This window comes from Aminiphilus sp. (assembly GCF_029975095.1).
In the GTDB taxonomy this organism is placed as follows: domain Bacteria; phylum Synergistota; class Synergistia; order Synergistales; family Aminiphilaceae; genus Aminiphilus.
Map to the genome: position 1 here is coordinate 1 of NZ_JARKPW010000177.1, position 19,828 is coordinate 19,828.

A 19,828-nucleotide genomic window follows, 5' to 3' on the forward strand; every position below is an offset into this window, starting at 1 on the left:
GACAGCCCTGACAACAGGAGGGCAGGAATCAGTGCCGTGGCCCCCGGGAGAACATCCACGTCGAACCCGCGGGACAGGGCCTCGGCGAGAAGGATCGTTCCCGGATCGGAAATTCCCGGCGTCCCCGCATCGGAGACGAGGGTCACCGTTTTCCCCTCTTCAAGGAGGGCGAGTACTTTTTCCGTGCGGGCCCGCTCGTTGTGCTCATGGCAGGAAAGCATGGGCTTCCTGATGGCGTACCGCCGCAGCAGAATGAGGGTCCGTCTCGTGTCCTCGCAGGCGACGAGATCACACTCCCGAAGCGCCCGAAGCGCCCGAAGCGTGATGTCCTCCAGGTTTCCGATGGGGGTTGGAACAACGATCAGGGGCAGGACAATCCCTCCTTCGAGTAGGCCCGCAGGCATTCCGCCGATGTCGCCCCCTTCTCGTCCGCCACGAAAAGGGGCGGCTCGACGACGAGTCCCGCCCCGGCCCCTTTGGTACTCTGCACGAGCAGAAGAAAGGCGTTCTTTTCCGGCCTCGGGTGAACGGAACGGATGCGCTTCGGTTCGAGCCCGTTCTCCCGAAGCCTTCCAAGCAGTTCCGCTCCCCGGCGAGCACGGATGACCACGTAGAAACGTCCCCCTGTGGGGAGGACCCATCGCGCTCCGGAGACGACATCCTCCAGCGTGCAACAGAGCCCGTGCCGGGCCACGGCCTCGGAGCGGACCGGGCTCGGACGGCCCGTTCCCTCCTCGTCGTAAGGGGGGTTGGCCACCACGACGGAACGGCTCTCGGGAGGAAGCAGTTCTTTCATTCTCCGCAGATCCCCTGGAAGAAAACGGACACGGTCAGCGAGACCGTTCTCCGCGGCGTTGCGGGCGGCGAGAGACACAAGGTCCTCCTGGATCTCCAAGCCGAGAATCTCCTCCGCCTCGGGAAAACGCCACCCAAGCAGCAGTGACACCGCGCCGGAGGCACTGCCCAGTTCCAGGACCCGTTCGCGAGCTTTCACCCGGGTAAAGGCAGCGAGGAGGACGGTGTCCACCGTAACCCTCGGACCTGTTCTGGGCTGGAGAAGGGAGAGTTCTCCCCAGAGAAGATCGTCCCTCGTAAACTCCATCAGGACCACTCCTCCAGCCGGACTCCCACTACCTGAGAAAGTCCCGGCTCGGACATGGTCACTCCATAGAGCAGGTCCGCCTGTTCCATGGTGTAACGCCGATGCGTCATGGCCAGTATCTGGATGGCGCGGGAATATTCCTTGGCCAGCACCGCAAAGCGCCTGAGATTGACCTCGTCCAGGGCCGCATCCACCTCGTCGAGCACGGCGAGAGGCACTCCGGCGATCTCCATGGCGGCAAAGAGAAGGGAAATGGCGGTGAGAGACTGTTCGCCACCGGAAAGCTGACCGAGATGTTGCGGTTTTTTCCCCGGCGGACGGGCGATGACCTCCACGCCGGCCTCCCAGAGTTCACTCCCCTCCGCGAGGGAGAGGCGCGCCTCGCCACCGCCGAAGAGACGCTGAAAGAGCGCGTCGAACCGCTGATCGATCCCCTCCAGGGCCTTGGAGAAAAGAGCACCCGCATGGCGGTCGGTCTCTTCGAGGAAGCGCCGCAGTTCCTCCATGCCGGAGCGCACGTCCCCCACCTGCTCCTTCAGAAAAGCGAGACGTTCCTCCAGGGAACGATCCTCGGACAAGGTACCGAGATCAACTTCCCCCAGAGCCTTGAGGCTTCTCTCCCGCTCCCGGATCGTCCTCCGCAGTTCCTCGGTGCGCTCTCGGGGAGAAAGGCCACCCGCGTCTTGCGACGAAGCATGGAAGGCCTCTCCCGGATAGGGAAACTGTTCCTCCCAGAGCGCAACGGCATCATCCACCTCGCGTTGCAAATCTTCGACGCGCCGTCGTGTCCGCATTTCCCGCTCACGATCCGCCGCCAGGCGCTCCTCTCCGCTCCGGGTGCCGCGCCTCGCTCGGTCGCGTCTCCGGTGGAGTGCATTCAGGGAAAGACGCTCCCGTTCCAGACGCCGGGCCAGATCTTCCTCCTGAAGCCGCAACTCCCGGAACTCCTTTCCGAGAAGCGCAAGTTTTTCCCTCTCGGAAATCCCCTGGCGGGACAAGTCCTCACGATCGCGCACATGGACGGCCAGCGCTTCCCGAAGCTCGCCGAGAGAAAGCCGGGTCCGCTCCGCCAGATCCTTCGCCGCAAGACGCTTCTCCTCCGCCAGTCGAGCAGTGGCGCGCAGGGCAGTCACGCGGGATTCCAATTCCCGGTCCTCCGGAAGGGCGGACAGGGTTTGCAGGAGCTCCTGCAGTTCCCGGAAACACCGCAGAAGCTCTCCATAGCGTCGCCCTTCCTCTTTGAGGGACTCTCTCGTTCGGAGAAGCTCCTCTTCCCGGTGAAGTCGCTCCCGAAGCGCGGACTGGAGGAGGCGCTCCTTTTCCTCCAGGAACCTCTCTCTTGCCGCCAGCGCTTCCGCGGTCTCCTGCTTGCGCTTGGAGGCGGCGCGTTCCCTGTCCTCGGCCTCCCGGAGGCTCCAGGCAAGTTCCTTCGCCGACGCTTCCAAGCGGGACACTTCCGCCTCGGCCTCGCTCATCAGACGCCGTAACTCCATGGCACCAGGACCACTTTTGCTGCGACCGCCGCTCACCGTCCCCGAGGAAAGAAAGACGTCTCCGTCAAGAGTGGCCACGGGAGCCCGGCACCCGCTTCGGGAGAGGGATGCGCCCACCTCGTAGCGCTCCACCAGGAGAAGGTCCCCGAGAACGTGCCGAACGCAGGATTCCCAGTGAGGGTCCATCTGCAGAAGCTCCACCGCCCACCCCACCACACCCCGCGGAAGGGAAAGGTCCTTCTGAGGAAAGCGGGGATGGGTCCTTTCCAGAGGCAGAAAGGTGGCCCGGCCGTTCCCCGTCCGTTTGAGCTGCTCAATGCATACCTGAGCTTCATCGAAAGTTTCCACGAGAAGCCAGAACTGGCGTCCCCCGAGAAAGGCCTCCACGGCACGGATGAGATCGGACGGGCAGGAGAAGGCCTCCACCAGCGGCAGAGGGCGAACGGAAAGCCTCCCCAGCTTCGCCGCAGCCACGAGATGCTGTACCGGCCTGGGGTAGAGATCTCCCTGGGCTGTCTCGCGGTACTCCTCCAGGCGCGACGCCGCACGCCCGATCTCCCGGCGGAGCACTTGAAGCTCTCCAGCGCACTCCTGACAGAGGGCATAGGCATCGCTGTGCCGAAGCACTGCCTCTTCGTGCTCGTGACGACACGCTTCCTCTTGAAGACGTTCTTCATCCCGCTCTTTCTGGAGAAGGGCAAGACGCTCTTCTTCTTCCAGGCATGACGTCCGGAATTCCCACACGCACTTTCCCAGCGCTCCGAGGCGTCCCTTCGAGGCGGCAAGATCCACATCGGCCTTGGCAAGCTCGGCCCGCAACTCCTCGCGGAGAAGCCGTTCTTCGCCGAGGGCTTCCGTGTGCCGGCGCCACACCGCATCGGCCTCCTCCGCTTCCTGGAGCGCCCGGGCGAACGCCGCATCGGCATCCTGAAACGCCGCAGCCCGCAGGCGCGCCTCCTCCTCGGCAAGAGCCAACGCTTTTTCGGACCGCGCTTCCTGTTCGGAAAAACGGACAAGGCCCTCCTTGACATGGCGCAAGGCGGTACCGGAAGCAAAGGCCTGGCGACGGAGCACGTCGCGCCTCCGTGCAATCCGTTCCGTTTCCTCCAGGAGTGCGCGCTCTCCCGTGGAAAGCTGCTCCGACTCCCGGACAAAGCGTTCTTCAAGAGCCCTCCAGCGTTCGAGCCATTTTTCGGCGAGCGTTCGGCGCTCTTCCATGTGACGCACTTCGGCGAGAAGTTCCTCCCGCTCGCGTTCCGCCTCCCCGCGGCGAATCCAGTAGAGCAGGCGCCTGGCTTCGTCCAGTTCGGCCCGAAGCGTCGACGCGATCCGGGCTTTTCTCACCTCCGGGGCGATAACGCCCCGTCGAGCCTCCAGCTCGGCCATGAGCGTCTCCAGACGGGCAAGCTCCGCCCCCGCCGCTTGGAGCTTCGCCACTGCGTCATCTCTCCGCCGTCGGTACACGTCAATGCCGAAGAGCGCCTCCAGATGCATTCTCCGGGCGAGAGGGCGCTGCTGGACCACCTCCGTCACATCTCCCTGGCCGATGAAGGCGAAGCGGTCGCCCTCAAGGTTCCAGGCGCGCTTCACCTCATCCAGATCCTGAAGGCGGACACGGGCGCCATCGATGAGCACGAGACTCGTGCCGTCCCGCTGCACTTTTCGGCGAAAAAGGGAAGAGCGCGCCTCGCTCCGAAGCTGCACGGCCACCTCCGCCTCTTCCGCCCGGGGAAGGGAGAGACTGCCCGCAAAGATAAGATCGCTCTGCCGTACAATGCGCAGGCGCCCCGGGTTCATGTCGCCGAGAACCCAGCGAAGTGCGTCGAGGAGATTGCTCTTACCGCTTCCGTTGGGCCCCACCACGGCGGTGAAGCCCGGACTCATGGGAAGGTCGTGAACACCGCCGAAGCTCTTAAATCCCTTAAGCTGAAGTCGTGCGATGTACAATCGGAGGAACCTCCCTCCCCTCCAGGAGGGAGAGCTTATGCTCAACCTGCTCCAGAGACCCCTGAGCTTCCATGCGGTATTTTTCCCAGGCCGCGTCGGGGGCTTCGACGAGGAAGAACCTGCGTTCGAACTCTTCCTCCCATGAGGCCAGGTAGGTCTCCGCCACATAACGGGCCACCACGGGGTGCAGCTCCACCAGCATGGCCTCGGATCTGCTGGAGCAGATCACCTTGCGCAAAAAGCGCTTCAGGGACATGGCGACGCTGTCCTCCTTGAGGACCCACCCGCTGCCTCCGCAGAAAGGACACCCTCTCGTAAAGGTACTCCTCAGGTCGGGACGTGCCCGTTTCCGGGTGATCTCCACGAGGCCGAGCTGCGTGACGCCGAAGACCTTCGCCCGGTAGCGGTCGTGCTGGAACACCCCGTGCAGCCTGTTCAGGAGAGTCTGCCGGTCTTCCTCGTGATCCATGTCGATGAAATCGATGACCACGATCCCCCCTACCGCACGCAGTCGGAGAAGCCTGGCGATCTCTTCCGCGGCTTCCAGGTTCGTCTCCAGCACCGTGGAGCGCAAGTCCGTCTTGCCCGTGAATTTTCCCGTGTTCACATCGATCACCGTGAGCGCCTCGGTCTGTTCGGCAATGAGATAGGCGCCCGAGGGAAGCCAGATCTTCCGGTCCAAAGCCGCCTCGAGCTCCCGTTCGATTCCGAAGAACTCGAAGATGGGTGTCGCTCCCCTGTAGACGTTGACTTCCGGAACCGTCTCCCCGGAAAAACGTGCCACGTAGGAGCCGACACGCTCCGCTTCCTCTTCGCAGTCCACCACGATCTCACTCACCTCTTCCGTGAGTTCGTCGCGCAGAACCCTTCCGAGCAGCCCCAGATCTCGATACAGGAGACAGGGAGCGCTCTGCTTCTTCGCATTGTGCTCGATCTCCTGCCAGAAAACGAGCAGCTCCTCCAGGTCGCGCCGGAGCGCCTCGTCATCCATGCCTTCCGCGACGGTACGGACGATGATGCCCACACCTTCCGGGCGAAGAGCCCTGGCGACACGGCGAAGACGCTTCCGTTCGTCCTCGTCGAAAATCCGCCGGGAGACCCCGACCTCGTGCCCTCCGGGAACGAGTACCAGATACCTTCCGGGAAGCGAGATGCGCGGAGTCACCCGAGCTCCCTTTCCCTTTCTGGCAGACTTGACAACCTGCACCAGCAGCTCTCCGTTGGGCTTCACCGTGATCCCCCTTGCGTCGGCAAGGTAAAGGAACGCGTTCCTTCCGTCCCCGAGGTTCAGAAAGGCGGAATGCATTCCCGGGAGCACGCTGTCCACCCTGGCCTTGTAGATTTCGCCGGTTCGCTGTCGTTCCCACATGCGTTCCACGAACATCTCCGCCAATCGCCCCTCTTCCACGATGGCGACCCTCGTCTCCTCGGGATCTATGGTATTGGCGATGATCTTTCGAATGATGTTCATGGGGCGCCTCCTACGTTCACAAGAGGAAAGGGGAGCGATATGCCGCATTCTTCGCCGAAGTCGAAGGACACAGAGTCTCCTTCGCGCCGCCCCACGCATAGGCGGACAAGAAAGAGATCATCCCACCCTGCGACGATCTCCGCGCCGATCAGAGCTTTCACGAGATTGCCCACGCCCTTCTCGGGAGTTTCCACACTGAAAAAAAGCGCCTCCGCTTTTCGACAGCACCCCTTCAACGCGCCAAGACCGCTTTCGCCGCTTTGGAGAAGGCGTTCCGCATCGTCAAGCCGCTCGGGGTTCCGGAGACGAAGTCGATAGGCGGCGAGTTCGCACAGCGTATGCAACGCCGGACCGGCAACTTCCTGCACGGCGAGAACGGACACTCCCTCGGGCAGACAGTTCTTCCACCGATCCGAGGTTTCCTGGTTCCATTCCTCCACCCATACCTCGCCGGGTTCCGCGAGCGCCGGTACCCCCATGGGGAGCGCCGGCCCCAGACTGATCTTCGGTCGAGGCGAAAACCCTTCGGTATGGCACAAGAGAACGCCCGCACGGCGAAGCGACCGGGCGAAAACTTTGGGAAGCTCCACGTGAGGAAGAAAGGCGGCGCGATCTCGCTTCGAAAAGAGAAAACGCAACCGCATCACGCACCCCCCTTTTCCTGCGGGATTTCCCGAGCCGGCCCGGAAGACACCGGAAGAGGATGGTCACACGAGCTTCTCGACACGCAGTCGCCATCCAGGGATTTCCCGGCGATACCCCGGGCACGGAGACAGTGTCGCTCGAACCCGCATCCTGTGCATGCCCCGCGACAATCCGGCGTGAACAACGCTTCTCTGCTCCGCTCCCTCTCCTTCCAGAGAAACTCCCGGCGAACGCCGGAACGAATGTGATCCCACGGAAAAGGCTCGTTTTGCCCCCGTTCCCGCAACACGACGGGAAAAGGATCCACACCGGTCTCCTCGAAGGCGCGCCGCCAGATTCCAAAATCGAAGGACTCCCCCCATCCATCGAACCTGGCACCGAGCCGCCATGCCCGCTCCACCACATCACCAAGCCGAGAGTCCCCCCGACCGAGCACGCCCTCCAGAAAGGTCTGTTCCGGCTCGTGATAGGAGAGCGTGATGCGTTTGTCCGTCGTTCTTGATTTGAGAAAGCGTCCCTTCTCCCGCAGTTCCTCCATGGTGGCCTGGGAATCCCACTGGAACGGCGTGTGCGCCTTGGGAACGAACCCCGCCACGGAGACCGCCATCTGGGCGCGCTTCGTGTGCCGCCTGCCGATGGCGAGGAGGCGTTTCGAGACGGAGAGAATTCCCTCCAGGTCCTCCTCCGTCTCGGTGGGAAGCCCCATCATGAAATAGAGCTTCACCCGCTCCCATCCCCGGCGAAACGTCTCGTCCACGGTGTTCTCCATGTCTTCCTCGCTGATTCCCTTGTTGATGACCGCCCGAAGACGCGCCGTTCCCGCCTCGGGGGCGAAGGTCAATCCACCTCGTCGCAGTGGCTCCAGTGAATCCGCGAGAGCTACGGAAAACGCGTCCATCCGAAGGCTCGGCAGACTGAGGGAGGCATGACGTCCCTTCAAAAGAGGGCCGAGCCGGTCCAGGACAGCGGAGAGATGCGAGTAATCGCAGGTGGCGAGAGACATAAGCCCCACTTCTTCGCACCCCGACGCATCGAGCAGTTTTTCCACGAGATGTTCCACCGACTCGGGAGCGCGCTCCCGAAGAGGACGGTGAACCATGCCGGCCTGACAGAACCGACACCCCCGGGTGCACCCTCGGAAGACCTCCACCACCGCACGATCATGCACGATCTCCGTGGAGGGAACCACCATCGTCTCCGGAGCGAAGGACTTGTCGAGGTCGGGGACGAAACGGCGTTCCACAGGGAGAGGCGTGCTGCCGCCGGAGACGAAAAACCCGGAGGGACCCGGCGTGTAGGTGACGAAAGCGGGAACATAGACACCGGGGACGGCGGCGAGTTGCCGCAGACGTTCCTCTCGCGACGCGCCCTTCACAGCACGGAGGCATTCGAGAATCTCCGGGAGGAGTATTTCCCCGTCACCCACGCAGAAGGCATCAATGAAAGGCGACATGGGTTCCGGCGTAAGCGCTCCGGGGCCGCCGGCCACGACGAGAGGATCATCCTCACCCCGCTCCACACTCCGCAGAGGAATGCCACCGAGATGAAGCATGGTAAGGACATTCGTGTAGGTCAACTCGTACTGGAGTGTGAAACCGAGAACATGAAACTCCTTCAGGGGGCGGCGCCCCTCCAGCGAGAAAAGCGGCCTGCCCGAGGCGGCGAGCTCCCGTTCCATATCCGTCCAAGGACAATAGCAACGCTCCACCCCGACACCGGGGAGCGTTTCCGCCAGAGCGTAGAGGATCTGGAATCCCACATAGCTCATTCCGACCTCGTACACATCGGGAAAGGCGAGACAGAGCCGAAGCAGCTCCTCGGAGGTCTCCGAGGGAATCCGGGCACCCCATTCGCCCCCCGTGTATCGAGAGGGTTTTCTCACTCTGGCGAGAATCCGCCACAAATCATCCGATTCTTCCGAAAAAACCATGGACACATCTCCTTACTCGACATCTCTCGCACCATCTATCCTGAACCGGTTCCATCCGAAGCGGCACCGGCGTTATTCTTCGTAGGGGCGCGTGGAGTGGATGAACACACTCTGTACCAGGCCCAGGGCGATCCCCTGCCCCAGTAGAGAGCTCCCCCCGTAGCTGAAGAGCGGCAAAGGAATACCTTTCACGGGCATGAGCCCCATGCTCATGGCAACGCATTGAAACACGTGGAACCAGATTCCCGCCGCGAGAGTTCCCACCATGACCTTGCACCGAAGATCCTTCGACCGTGCTCCCGCAACGGCAATGCGCCAAAGCAGAAATCCGAAGAGCGCGAGGAGGATCACCGCTCCGACAAAACCCGTCTCCTCGGCAAAGACGCTGAAAATGAAATCCGTATGCGGTTCCGGAAGAAAACGAAGCTTGCTCTGACTTCCCTGGAGATACCCCTTTCCGAAAAGCCCCCCCGCTCCAACGGCGATGCGGGACTGGATCACGTTGTAGCCCGCCCCCAGGGGATCCACGTAGGGATCGAGAAAAACGAGAATGCGGTTTTTCTGGTATTCCTTGAGAAAAGTCCAGCCGAGGGGCAGGAGCGCCATTCCGCCTCCGATGAGGGCTCCGAGATATTTCCCCGGCGTTCCCGCCAGAAAGAGAGCGACAAAGGTCATGAAGGCGTAGACGACGACACTGCCCAGATCAGGCTGGAGGAAAACCAGTCCGCCGAGCAAGCCCGCAAGAGCTATTCCCGAACAGAGGTTCTTCAGGTTCTTCGGCGGATAGCGGCACAGATGTTTTCCGAGTACCGCCGAGAGCGCGATCTTTCCCACATCGGACGGCTGAAGCCGGAAGAAGCCGAAGGAAATCCAGCGCTGCGCCCCCTTGGCCTCAATGCCGACGAGAAGAACCACGAGGAGAAGCAGGAGCACGAACCAAAAAAGAGGATAGGCATAGCGCAGTACCCGCTCATGACCTATCCAGATGGTGCCCACATAGGCGCAGGCCGCGACTCCTCCCCAGAGAATCTGCTTGTAGGCGAACAGTTCACGCCCGCCATACCCCGCACTGTAGATGGCAACGACTCCGGTGGCAAAAAGGATGATCGCTGCGGCAAGCGCGCCCTTGTCGAGAAGACGCAGCCGCTCTTTCAACGTGAGATGCTCCGTGAAGCTTCGGGTGGATACCGGTGCGTTCATTCGCCGGAGGACATCTCCCCGCCTCGCCCGGAACGGGCATAGGCCCGTTTCACCGTACGCACGGGAATGTTGGCCACAAGGGCAACGGAACGATCCTCCCTCTCGAGGTCGATGTCGATGTGCATCTCGTCAATCTCGAGATAGTTGCTGATCACCGCAATGAGATCACGGCGCAGATCCTCCATGAGGGCGGGTGAAATGTCCGTTCTGTCGTGGATCAAAACGAGCTGAAGCCGCTCCTTCGCGACGTTTTTCGTCCCTCCGGAGCCGAAAAGCCTGCTCAAGAAACCCATGGTCGTTCCCTCCGTCCGCTACAGGCCAAAGAGTTTTTTCACCTTGCCAAAAAGCCCTTCCTTCTCGGGAGTATCGAGATTCAAGAAAGGCACATCCTCCCCGCAGAGACGCAGGGAAATATTCTCAAAGGCTTTCGAGGCCGGACTGTTTCCCCCGAGTGTCAGGGGCTCGCCCCTGTTGGTGGAGGTAACCACACTGTCGTCGTCGGGAACGACCCCCACGAGATCGACGGCGAGAATGTCCAGCACGTCCGCCACGTCGAGCATGTCCCCGCGCTTCACCATATAGGGACGAATCCGGTTGATGACCAGACGGATGGGAGATTTTCCCATGGCTTCGAGCATCCCGATGATCCGATCCGCGTCACGGACCGCCGACACCTCCGGCGTGGTCACCACCAGGGCTTCATCCGCACCCACCGCGGCGTTGCGGAAACCTCCCTCGATACCCGCAGGACTATCGACGAGAACGAAGTCGAAGTGCTCGCGCAGCTCATCGCAGAGAGTTCGCATCTGTTCGGGCGTCACCGCATCCTTGGTTCGCGTCTGGGCTGCGGGAAGGAGGTGAAGATTGTTCACCCGTTTGTCCCGCACGAGCGCCTGGAGAAGCCGACAATTGCCTTCCACCACGTCCACAAGAGTGTACACGATGCGGTTCTCCAGGCCCAATACCACATCGAGATTCCGAAGGCCGATATCCGCGTCCATAGCTACGACCTTGTAGCCTCGACTCGCCAGGGCCACAGAGAGATTCGCCGTAGTGGTCGTCTTGCCTACACCACCCTTGCCCGATGTCACAACGATTACGCGACAGGTCATACCCGAACACCCTCCCCGTTGCTACGACTGGATCGTCAGAGGCCGAACGATGAACGTCTCATCCTCGATACCGATGACGACGGATTTTCCCCACCAGGAGGAATCCTTGTCCACATAACTCACTTTTCGCCCGATGCGCACCTGTGAGGCTTCGAAGACCCTTGTCAGGATCCGGGCATCGGCATTGCCCTCCGAGCCGGCATGAGCGATCCCCTGGAGTCGCCCCCACACGACGATGTTGCCCCCGGCAAAGACCTCCGCACCGTCATTCACGGAGCCGACAATGACGACATCGCCTCCGTGTTCGACTCTCTGTCCGGAACGCAAGGAACGCTCCAGCACGAGAGAAACGCGGGCACACTCGGCGGCATGTCCTGTCGGAGCGGGTTCCCCCGTGGGGAATCCGCTCCGACGGAGGATGTCCAGAGTCTCCGCGGAATAGGTTACCCAGGAAAGCACGAAGACATTGCCGGGCCAGACAAAGTGCTCCAGAATCCAGAGTATCTCCCCGGCGTCCGTGGAGCGCCCCTGGAGATCGAACACGACTCGGGCACCCTGGAGGATGTGTTTTCCTCCGGAGAGGATCTCCTGCAACCCCTTTCGCAATTCTTCACCGGAAAAATGCTCGGGAATGATGAGCCGTAATCCCTGGACGCCCCCCTTCAGGAGAATCTGCCCGTTTTCAGCGGGTTCTCCCCGGAGTTCTTCGCCGTTCTTCTCGTTCATTGCCCGCCTCTCCCCTCGTTTCCACGTCGTTCTCCGAGACACAGATACGCAAGAAGCTCGGCGACAAGAGGACCGGCCACACTGCTCCCCTTGCCTCCCCCCTCCACGAGAGCCACCGCCACCAGTTTCGGATCCTTCGCGGGAGCGTAGCCGAAAAACCACGCGTGATCCTCGCCATGAGCGTTCTGAGCCGTTCCCGTTTTTCCCGCGATCTCGACACCGAACCCTCCGGCGGGTTTCCCCGTGCCCGTTCGAACAACCTCTTCCAGTCCCTTCCGAACGAGCCGAAGTGCCTCCTGAGGAAGCTGGAGATCCGTCACGGGAGCGGGATGTCCTTCGGCGAAATGAGGAGTGACGAGTTTGCCGCCGTTTGCCACGACGGCAGCCATGCGCGCTACCTGAAGGGGCGTCATGAGCAGAAAACCCTGCCCGATGGAATAATTGACCGTATCCCCCTGGTACCAGGATTCATTGAGACGTCGTTTTTTCCACTCCCTTCCCGCAGCGGTTCCCTCCACCTCTCCGGGAAGATCCACTCCGGTGAGCTTCCCTACGCCGAAACGCTCCGCGAAGGAAACGAGAGCATCCGCACCGAGCCATAGCCCGAGCTGGTAGAAATACACGTCGCAGGAATCCCGGATGGCCGCCACGAGATTCTCTCTGCCGTGTCCCCAGCGCTGCCAGCAACGGAATGTCCTGTCCCCGAGCTTTAGATAGCCCGGGCAGTGTACCGTCGTGGAGGCGGTCACCGTTCCGGACGCGAGCCCCAGAAGAGCGGGAACAACCTTGAAGACCGATCCCGGCGGATAGACACCGCCGATGGCCCTGTTCAGCATGGGACGATCCGGGTCATTGACGAGCTTCCCCCACTCCGACGGAGACACCCCCCAGGTGAGAGGGTTCACATCGTAGGTGGGCGACGAATAAAAGACACGCAATGCACCGGTGTGCACGTCCATGGCAAGCAAGACACCCCGCCGCCCGCCCATGAGTTCCGACGCAACTCTCTGGGCACCGAGATCGAGGGTCAGACGAATGTCCGCTCCCGGCGCTGGAGGACGATAATCGATCTGTCGAAGACGCCGTCCCCGGGCATCCACCTCGACGGCTTCCTCGCCCGCCTGTCCGCGAAGCTGTTCTTCGTAGAAACGTTCGATCCCGGCCTTCCCGAGCTGATCTCCTCCGAGGTACCCCTGGTCACCCCGCTGCTGCAGTTCCTCCCGGGTGATTTCTCCCACATATCCCGTGATATGCGCCGCGAGAGGACCTGCAGGATAGATACGACGCCACACGGGAAAGGGAAAGAGCTGCGGTACGAACTCCGGATCGGTCACGAGATCCGCTACCTGGGACAGGGTGAGATTGCTCACGAGCGTCACTGCCCGGAAAGGTGCCCAGAACTGCCTGTCGCAGGAGCGCGCCAGATCCTCTTCAGTAAATGGAATGCCGTGTCGCTGAAACAGCACGGCAATCCGCGAAAGGACTCCCTCCTTGGAAAGATCCAGCGGATATCCTTTTATGTCGAAGGTCCGGACGTTCTCCGCGAGGGAGAGACCGTTTGCGTCGTAGATCACTCCCCGAGGCGGAGGAATACGGATGAACCGCAGCCGGTTGTCCGTGGCAAGCTTGACATAGCGATCCGCCTGAGCGACCTGAAACGAATAAAGCCCTCCCACCAGAAGAAACAGTCCCACTACCATGAAAATTCTCCAGACGAGAAGGCGAAAATCCATGGAGGTCCGTTCAGGGGACACGGCACGGCCCTTCTCTCCGGGAAAACCAGAGAATGCCGAGGAGGATGAGGGGCATCCCCGCAAGCTGCTGCAGCAGGACGAGAGGCCATAGGGAAGCCCCGGTGGGCAACAACAGCGCTCCCCGCATCAGGCCGATGACGAGATGAGCGCCGAGGGCACAACAGCCGAACAGGGCGGACGTGCGCCCTTGAACTGGAATAAGACGCCAGGTACCCGCCACCAGAGAGAGGAGTAAGCCGTAAAGGCCCGCGGTAAAACCAGGCAGTCCCGTCCAGCGCAGATCCCAGAACAGTCCGCCGACGAAGGCGATCCACACCATACCGCAGAGATCGTACTCCTCGGTGACGGAGAGAAGAAGCAGAAACAGAAAGAAGAGTTCGGGAACCGGCACTCCGCTCGACGCCGCCACCTGGAGAAGATCCTGAAGATACCACATACCCGTCGCCCAGATCACGGCAGCCCCTCCCGGACCATGACGGAAACGGTGTACAGCCTGGCCAGATCACCGCCGATGGCGAGAACGTAAGGGCGATATCCGCCGGTCACCTCCTGGGCAAAGGCGACTTTGCCGATGGGGATACCCGGAGGAAGGAATTCGCCCACAAGAGCGGTGCTGACGCTCATCTCCGCCTGGAGGTTTTTTTCCTCGGGGATGTAGAGCAGCAGCACTCTGCCCGCGTCGTCGCCCGTAACGACACCTAGATCCCTCGTACGATCCAACACGGCGGGACTGAGCAGGGCACTGGAGGTGATCAGCTCGACCCAGGCATACCCCTCACCAATCTGGGAGACTCTTCCGATGAGAAATCCGTTCTGCAGCACCGGCGAGCCCACGCGAATTCCCGAAAGGCTTCCCCGGTCGATCCGGATTTCCTGCCACCACCGACTCGGTTCGCGAAGCGTCACCCGGGCGGTTACCATGCCCCGGACAGGTTGCGGTTCCGTCACGCCGAGACGACGTACCACGGTGCGAAGCGCAAGAACTTCTCCTTCCAGCTGTTCGAACCGCTCCTGGCGCTCCGTTTCCCGGGTGATCCACAGGTACATCTCCCGGAGGTGACGCCTGAGCGCGCTGGCGGGGTATTCCGGCCAGTAAAGGAACCTCGCCGTGGCATCCATGGCGTTTCGTGCGAGGGGAAGCTGCAAGGAGACGATGAAGAGCAGCAGTCCCACCACACCGGCCAGGACACCATGGACCCAGGGATTGTTCACGCCCTTCCGTTCCATACCGTCACTCCGTTTCTTTCACTGCGTCAGCGCAAAATCTCTCACTGCACTCCTTTGTCCACGGCGATGAGGATCTTCTTCATCGCATCCAGCTCGTCGAGAACGCGCCCGACACCGAGCGCAACGGAAAAGAGCGGCTGTTCGGCGGTGATGACTGGGACGTTCAACGTCCGCTGGAGGCGTTCTCCCATCCCCCGAAGCAGTGCGCCACCTCCCGTGAGAACCATCCCCTGGTCCACGATGTCCCGGGCAAGCTCCGGGGGAGTCTGTTCGAGCGCATCCTTCACCATCTCCTCGATCCGAAGGGCGATGGGATTGAGCGCCTCCCGCACCTCCTCGGAACTGATGCGCACCGCCTTGGGAAGGCCGTCCATGAGGTCCCTCCCCTTCACTTCCATGACGAGCGGTTCAGCGAGAGGCATCGCAGTGCCGATGTTGATCTTGATCTCCTCCGCGGTGACATCACCGATACAGAGCGTGTAATTCTGCCGAAGCATGTTCACGATGGCCGCGTCGATCTCGTCACCCGCGGAGCGAAGGGATTTGCTCACCACGATGCCCCCGAGGGAAAGCACCGCCACCTCGCTTGTGCCGCCGCCGATGTCCACCACCATGTTCCCCCGCGGTTCGTGGATGGGGAGCCCCGCACCCATGGCGGCAGCGATGGGTTCGTCGATGACATAGGCTTCCCGAGCACCCGCTCCGAGCGTCGCGTCGATGACGGCCCGGCGCTCCACCTCCGTCACGCAGGCGGGAACACAGATGACCACCCGGGGATGCGCGAGGAGTCGACGCCTTCCCGTCGCAGCGGTCATGAAATGGCCGATCATGGCCTCGGTCATGTCAAAGTCCGCAATGACCCCATGTTGCAACGGACGTACCGTCACGACTCCGGCGGGGGTCTTGCCCACCATGGCTTTGGCGCTGGCCCCTACCGCGATGACCTCTTCCTTTCCCTTTCTTCCCGTGTGCTTGATGGCCACCGCGGAGGGTTCGCTGAGGACGATTCCCCGTCCCTGAACGTAGACGACGATGTTCGCCGTACCCAGATCTATGCCGACATCACGGCTGAAAAGCCCCGCTATCCACTTGAACACGCAGATTCCCCCGCTTTCCTTCTCTCTTCGCCGACCGTAACAGGAACGAACCTGCCGCCGGCCAGCACGAAATGCCCGAGCAGCTCCATATCCAGCACCCGAAGACGCCTGGAGAGGAGCAGTGTGAGTTCCCGGTCCTCCTTGCTGGGTTCCGGCGTGCCGTCGGGGTGATTGTGACCGAGAACCATCGCCGCCGCGTCGAGACGAACGGCCCTTCGCAACAGAAACGGCAGGTCCAGAAAAGCTCCGTCCAGCCCACCATAGGAAACCTGCTTCTCCCCGAGGATTCGCCCCTTGCGATCCAGGAACAGGGCAAGAATGAACTCTCTCTCTTCCGTCGCAAGGTGTTCGGCCCAGGAAGCGACACGGTTGCGCCACGTCTCGTTCCGGTCCGTTTTCGCGCTTTCGCTCCGCAACCTTCTCGCCAGCTCCAGAGCCGCGACGAGGTTCGCCACCTTGGCTTCGCCCAGCCCCTTCACCGCGAGGAATTCCTCCGGAGCCGCCCGAGCGAGCCCCGTAAGATCACCGAACTCCTCAAGGAGCATACCGCCAAGTTCCAAAACGTCCATCCCCCGAGAACCCGTATGCAAAAGAATAGCGAGAAGCTCGCAGAGTGAAAGTGCTTCAGGCCCCAGGGAGAAAAGGCGTTCCCGGGGCCACTGGTCCCGGGGTAACCGTGCAAGAAACACGCGATTCCCCTAACGGGGCCAGAAAGGGTTGCTTTCCCGCTCCCGCCCGATGGTCGTCTCCGGACCGTGGCCGGGAAGGACTCGAAGCTCGTCGGGAAGTTCCGCAAGTTTCTTCAGGGAGCGAAGCAGGGTCGCCTCGTCTCCTCCGGGCAGATCCGTTCTGCCCACGCTCTGGGCAAAAAGAGTATCCCCGGAGAAGAGAAGCGTCTCGCCCCCTCGCGTGGCCGACGCGGAGACGTCCGTCGCCCCCTTCGAAAGGGCTGCCCGGTGCTCCACGAGGAAACAGCAACACCCCTCGGTGTGCCCCGGAGTATGGAGAACACGAATCGCAAGTCCTGCGATCTCCAAAACCATTCCGTCCTCAAGGAGCAACTCCGCCGCATCGCACACCAGAGGATTCCCCATGAAGGCGGAGAGGTTTCCCGTGGCGGCGGAGAGTTTCGGCGCGTCAAGGACATGGATGGCCACGGGAATTCCTTTCCCCCTGCGCAGTCCCTCCACGCCGGCGATATGATCCGCATGCCCATGAGTGAGAAGGATTGCTTCGAGGACGATCTCCTTTTCCCGGAGCCAGGCTTCGACCTCCGAAACATCGCCGCCGGGATCGACGAAAATTCCCCGCCGTTCCTCGGTCCACACCAGGTATCCGTTCGTCCACAACGCCCCCAGGGCGAAACGGCGCATCTCCATGGTTTTAGAACACCCCTTTGCTGTCGATGATCATCGTGACGGGGCCATTGTTGCAAAGAGACACCCGCATGTCCGCACGAAAGATCCCCGTGGAGACGGGAATGCTCTTCTCCTCAACCAGACGGCAGAAGCGTTCGTAACAGGACTTGCCTTTCTCGGGAGGCGCGGCTTCCGTGAAGGAAGGCCTTCGCCCTTTCCGACAATCCCCGTAGAGCGTGAACTGAGAGATCACGAGCATGGATCCCCCCACATCGCTCAAAGAGCGGTTGAGTTTGCCCTCGGCATCTTCGAAAATGCGCAACGTGGCGATCTTCTCGGCCATCCAGGTCACATCGGCGTCCGTATCCTCCCCGGAGACGCCGAGGAGAACGCACAACCCCAAACCGATCTCGCCCACTGTTTCCTCACCGACCCGAACGTTCGCCCAATCCACACGCTGCACGACGGCACGCACGACATCACCCCCGTTCCACCTGCATGACACCTTTAACGGTATTGATCCGCGCCATGATCCGATAGAGATGTTCCAGATCGTGGACCTGGATCTCAGCGGCCATGACCGCACGATTGGCTCCCTTTACACTGGCCTTGACGCTCAGAATGGACGCATCTCCTGCGGCCAAGGCCTGGGTGACCTCGGCAAACAACCCCGGTCTGTCCGACGCCTCGAGCTTGACCCTGCTCGTGTAGCGGGGAGCGGTCTTTCTTCCCCATGCAACGGCGACGGTGCGCTCCCCCGCTGAGGTGTCCACATTGGCACAGTCCACCCTGTGCACGGTGATGCCGCGGTTCTTCGTCACGTATCCCACGATGGCATCACCGGGAATGGGCCTGCAACAGTTGGCGATGCCCACAAGCACTCCTTCCGTTCCGTCCACCACGATCTCCGCGTCGACTTCCCTCTTCGGGATGACTGCTTCCTGGGGAATTTCCACATCCTGGGACGTCGTTGTCCTGAGCTGCACGACCCTCGATGCGACGGCACCGGGATTCTGACGCCCCGATCCGATTTCCACGAGCAGGTCTTCCCCATTGGCGAATCCCATGTCATGAGAGATTTTATTGAGAGCTCCCATGTGCTCCGAGGCCAACTCCAGATCCGGCTGCTCCAGACGGCGGCGCAGCTCCCGCTCGAGCATCTCCTGCCCCTTGACCAGCCGTTCATCCCGCTCCGCTCTGTCCTGCTGGCGGAAATAGCTCCGGATCTTCGCCTGAGCGCGATTACTCCGGACAAGCTTCAACCAATCCCTGGAGGGGCGCCCCTGGGGGGAGGTGAGCACACGCACGATATCCCCGTTCTGCAGTGTATAGTCCATCGAGACGATACGACCGTTCACCATGGCCCCGACGCACTTGTTCCCTACCTCCGTGTGGATGGTGTAGGCAAAATCGATGGGCGTGGAACCGTGGGGGAGATTCATGACATCCCCCTTGGGAGTGAACACGAAGACCTCCGAGGTGAGCACATCCGCCTTGAGATGCTCCAGAAACTCCGCCGGCTCGTTGTCCTCTCCGGGGGATTCGAGAGCCTGCCGTATCCAGGTGAGTTTGTTGTCGAGCTCGTCCATTTTGGTCTTGCGTTCTTTGTACCGCCAGTGAGCCGCAATACCGTATTCGGCGAGAAGATTCATCTCCCAGGTTCGAATCTGCACTTCCAGAGGCTCGCCGCTGGGGCCCACCACCGTGGTATGCAGAGACTGGTACATGTTGTTCTTCGGATTGGCGATGTAATCGTCGAATTGCCCCGGAATAGGCTTCCACAGGGTGTGCACCACGCCGAGAACCGTGTAGCATTCCACCACCGTATTGACGATGACCCTCACCGCCAGCAGGTCGTAAAGCTGGTCGAGGGAGAGGTTTTTTCTTCGCATTTTCTCGTAGATGCTGTAGAAGTGTTTCGCTCTTCCCGTGATGTACACATCGACTCCGGAACCTTTGAGTCGTTCCTGAAGCAAGTCGATGGCCTTCTTGACAATGGCCTCCCGCTCGGGAAGTTTCTTCCGGACCCGGCGGCGGATCTCGTGGTACATGTCCGGATCGAGGATTTTGTAGGAAAGGTCCTCAAGTTCCCTCTTGATCTGGTAGATGCCGAGTCGATGCGCGAGAGGCGCGTAGATCTCTATGGTCTCCTTGGCGATGCGGAGCTGCTTGTCCCTCCGAAGGGCCTGAAGCGTCCGCATGTTGTGCACCCTGTCCGCAAGTTTGATCAGGACCACCCGGATATCCTTGGCCATGACGAGGAACATCTTGCGCAGATTTTCCGCCTGGTAGTCCTCGAAGGAACGAAAGGGGAGCTTGCCGAGCTTCGTGACTCCATCAACGAGGGTGAGCACCTGTGCCCCGAATTTCTGTTCCAACGTCGCCGAGCCGAGGGGTGTGTCCTCAAGGACATCATGCAGAAGCGTCGCCACGAGCGTGTCCCTGTCGAGTTGCATGTCCGCAAGGATCGAGGCGACGCTGAGAGGATGTACGATGTAGGGGTCTCCCGTAGACCTCACTTGGTCTTTGTGCGCCTCCGCCGCGATCACAAGGGCCTCTCCCAGCACGGAAAGATCTTCCTTCGGAAGAAAGCGGGCCGCTTTCCCCCACAATTCCTGCCATGCGAGCTTGACCGGCGTGACACGCTGGTTCTCGGGAAGCCTGCCGACGAAGCTGTCCCGGAGGAGACGCAAAGCAGCTATTCCCTGTCCTTGACGCGTTTCGGTCCCAAGCGTTCCCAAAGTGGCACGCATGGCCCTCCCCCGC

18 protein-coding genes are annotated in these 19,828 nt (G+C 61.5%); all 18 read right to left on the minus strand.

Going from position 1 to position 19,828, the window contains the following annotated elements; genetic code table 11:
* The coding region (locus Q1K49_RS11140; RefSeq protein ID WP_366146066.1) for a ribosomal RNA small subunit methyltransferase I at positions 1-404 on the minus strand (404 nt) is incomplete at its 3' end.
* On the minus strand, positions 362-1,102 hold the full coding sequence (locus Q1K49_RS11145) for a methyltransferase (RefSeq protein ID WP_300526008.1): 741 nt from the start codon (positions 1,100-1,102) through the stop codon (positions 362-364). The genes Q1K49_RS11140 and Q1K49_RS11145, both read right to left, overlap by 43 nt.
* A complete protein-coding gene (smc, locus tag Q1K49_RS11150) occupies positions 1,102-4,542 on the minus strand; it encodes a chromosome segregation protein SMC (protein WP_300526009.1) in 3,441 nt (1,146 codons plus the stop codon). Before smc ends, Q1K49_RS11145 begins: the two co-directional genes overlap by 1 nt.
* Positions 4,517-6,013 (minus strand): Rne/Rng family ribonuclease, encoded by a 1,497-nt coding sequence (locus Q1K49_RS11155; RefSeq protein ID WP_300526010.1) that lies wholly within the window; start codon positions 6,011-6,013, stop codon positions 4,517-4,519. Before Q1K49_RS11155 ends, smc begins: the two co-directional genes overlap by 26 nt.
* Positions 6,010-6,657, minus strand: a complete 648-nt coding sequence (locus Q1K49_RS11160) for a TIGR03936 family radical SAM-associated protein (RefSeq protein ID WP_300526012.1) — start codon at positions 6,655-6,657, stop codon at positions 6,010-6,012. Before Q1K49_RS11160 ends, Q1K49_RS11155 begins: the two co-directional genes overlap by 4 nt.
* The gene (locus Q1K49_RS11165) at positions 6,657-8,588 is read right to left on the minus strand and encodes a TIGR03960 family B12-binding radical SAM protein (RefSeq protein ID WP_300526014.1); all 1,932 of its coding nucleotides are present in this window, start codon (positions 8,586-8,588) and stop codon (positions 6,657-6,659) included. The genes Q1K49_RS11160 and Q1K49_RS11165 overlap by 1 nt, the downstream gene beginning before the upstream one ends.
* A gap of 72 nt (positions 8,589-8,660) precedes the next feature.
* The gene (rodA, locus tag Q1K49_RS11170) at positions 8,661-9,788 is read right to left on the minus strand and encodes a rod shape-determining protein RodA (protein ID WP_300526015.1); all 1,128 of its coding nucleotides are present in this window, start codon (positions 9,786-9,788) and stop codon (positions 8,661-8,663) included.
* Positions 9,785-10,081: a cell division topological specificity factor MinE gene (gene minE / locus Q1K49_RS11175; RefSeq protein WP_300526016.1), complete on the minus strand. Its 297-nt coding sequence runs from the start codon at positions 10,079-10,081 to the stop codon at positions 9,785-9,787. The genes rodA and minE overlap by 4 nt, the downstream gene beginning before the upstream one ends.
* Positions 10,082-10,099: 18 nt before the next feature.
* Positions 10,100-10,900 (minus strand): septum site-determining protein MinD, encoded by an 801-nt coding sequence (minD, locus tag Q1K49_RS11180; protein ID WP_300526017.1) that lies wholly within the window; start codon positions 10,898-10,900, stop codon positions 10,100-10,102.
* Positions 10,901-10,921: 21 nt separating this feature from the next.
* Positions 10,922-11,626: a septum site-determining protein MinC gene (minC, locus tag Q1K49_RS11185; protein ID WP_300526018.1), complete on the minus strand. Its 705-nt coding sequence runs from the start codon at positions 11,624-11,626 to the stop codon at positions 10,922-10,924.
* The gene (gene mrdA / locus Q1K49_RS11190) at positions 11,623-13,380 is read right to left on the minus strand and encodes a penicillin-binding protein 2 (RefSeq protein ID WP_300526019.1); all 1,758 of its coding nucleotides are present in this window, start codon (positions 13,378-13,380) and stop codon (positions 11,623-11,625) included. The genes minC and mrdA overlap by 4 nt, the downstream gene beginning before the upstream one ends.
* Positions 13,370-13,834: a hypothetical protein gene (locus Q1K49_RS11195; RefSeq protein WP_213693783.1), complete on the minus strand. Its 465-nt coding sequence runs from the start codon at positions 13,832-13,834 to the stop codon at positions 13,370-13,372. Before Q1K49_RS11195 ends, mrdA begins: the two co-directional genes overlap by 11 nt.
* Positions 13,831-14,607, minus strand: coding sequence for a rod shape-determining protein MreC (gene mreC / locus Q1K49_RS11200; protein ID WP_300526020.1), 777 nt, complete (start codon positions 14,605-14,607; stop codon positions 13,831-13,833). The genes Q1K49_RS11195 and mreC overlap by 4 nt, the downstream gene beginning before the upstream one ends.
* 41 nt (positions 14,608-14,648) lie before the next feature.
* Positions 14,649-15,704 (minus strand): rod shape-determining protein, encoded by a 1,056-nt coding sequence (locus tag Q1K49_RS11205; protein ID WP_213693781.1) that lies wholly within the window; start codon positions 15,702-15,704, stop codon positions 14,649-14,651.
* Complete coding sequence (gene radC, locus Q1K49_RS11210) at positions 15,689-16,393, minus strand: DNA repair protein RadC (RefSeq protein ID WP_213693780.1); 705 nt, start codon at positions 16,391-16,393, stop codon at positions 15,689-15,691. The genes Q1K49_RS11205 and radC overlap by 16 nt, the downstream gene beginning before the upstream one ends.
* A gap of 9 nt (positions 16,394-16,402) precedes the next feature.
* Positions 16,403-17,083, minus strand: coding sequence for an MBL fold metallo-hydrolase (locus tag Q1K49_RS11215; protein WP_300526022.1), 681 nt, complete (start codon positions 17,081-17,083; stop codon positions 16,403-16,405).
* Between the two features lie 4 nt (positions 17,084-17,087).
* Complete coding sequence (gene dtd / locus Q1K49_RS11220; RefSeq protein ID WP_300526024.1) at positions 17,088-17,537, minus strand: D-aminoacyl-tRNA deacylase; 450 nt, start codon at positions 17,535-17,537, stop codon at positions 17,088-17,090.
* Between the two features lie 4 nt (positions 17,538-17,541).
* Entirely contained in the window at positions 17,542-19,815 is a 2,274-nt protein-coding gene (locus Q1K49_RS11225; RefSeq protein ID WP_300526026.1) for a bifunctional (p)ppGpp synthetase/guanosine-3',5'-bis(diphosphate) 3'-pyrophosphohydrolase, read from the minus strand.
* Positions 19,816-19,828 lie beyond the last annotated feature (13 nt).

Bases quoted from the DNA above. Each gene is read 5' to 3' on its own strand.
- Q1K49_RS11145 (WP_300526008.1), bottom strand. From the start codon at position 1,102: ATGGAGTTTACGAGGGACGATCTTCTCTGGGGAGAACTCTCCCTTCTC.
- Q1K49_RS11155 (WP_300526010.1), bottom strand. From the start codon at position 6,013: ATGAACATCATTCGAAAGATCATCGCCAATACCATAGATCCCGAGGAG.
- Q1K49_RS11160 (WP_300526012.1), bottom strand. From the start codon at position 6,657: ATGCGGTTGCGTTTTCTCTTTTCGAAGCGAGATCGCGCCGCCTTTCTT.
- Q1K49_RS11165 (WP_300526014.1), bottom strand. From the start codon at position 8,588: ATGGTTTTTTCGGAAGAATCGGATGATTTGTGGCGGATTCTCGCCAGA.
- rodA (WP_300526015.1), bottom strand. From the start codon at position 9,788: ATGAACGCACCGGTATCCACCCGAAGCTTCACGGAGCATCTCACGTTG.
- minE (WP_300526016.1), bottom strand. From the start codon at position 10,081: ATGGGTTTCTTGAGCAGGCTTTTCGGCTCCGGAGGGACGAAAAACGTC.
- minD (WP_300526017.1), bottom strand. From the start codon at position 10,900: ATGACCTGTCGCGTAATCGTTGTGACATCGGGCAAGGGTGGTGTAGGC.
- minC (WP_300526018.1), bottom strand. From the start codon at position 11,626: ATGAACGAGAAGAACGGCGAAGAACTCCGGGGAGAACCCGCTGAAAAC.
- mreC (WP_300526020.1), bottom strand. From the start codon at position 14,607: ATGGAACGGAAGGGCGTGAACAATCCCTGGGTCCATGGTGTCCTGGCC.
- Q1K49_RS11215 (WP_300526022.1), bottom strand. From the start codon at position 17,083: ATGGAGATGCGCCGTTTCGCCCTGGGGGCGTTGTGGACGAACGGATAC.
- Q1K49_RS11225 (WP_300526026.1), bottom strand. From the start codon at position 19,815: ATGCGTGCCACTTTGGGAACGCTTGGGACCGAAACGCGTCAAGGACAG.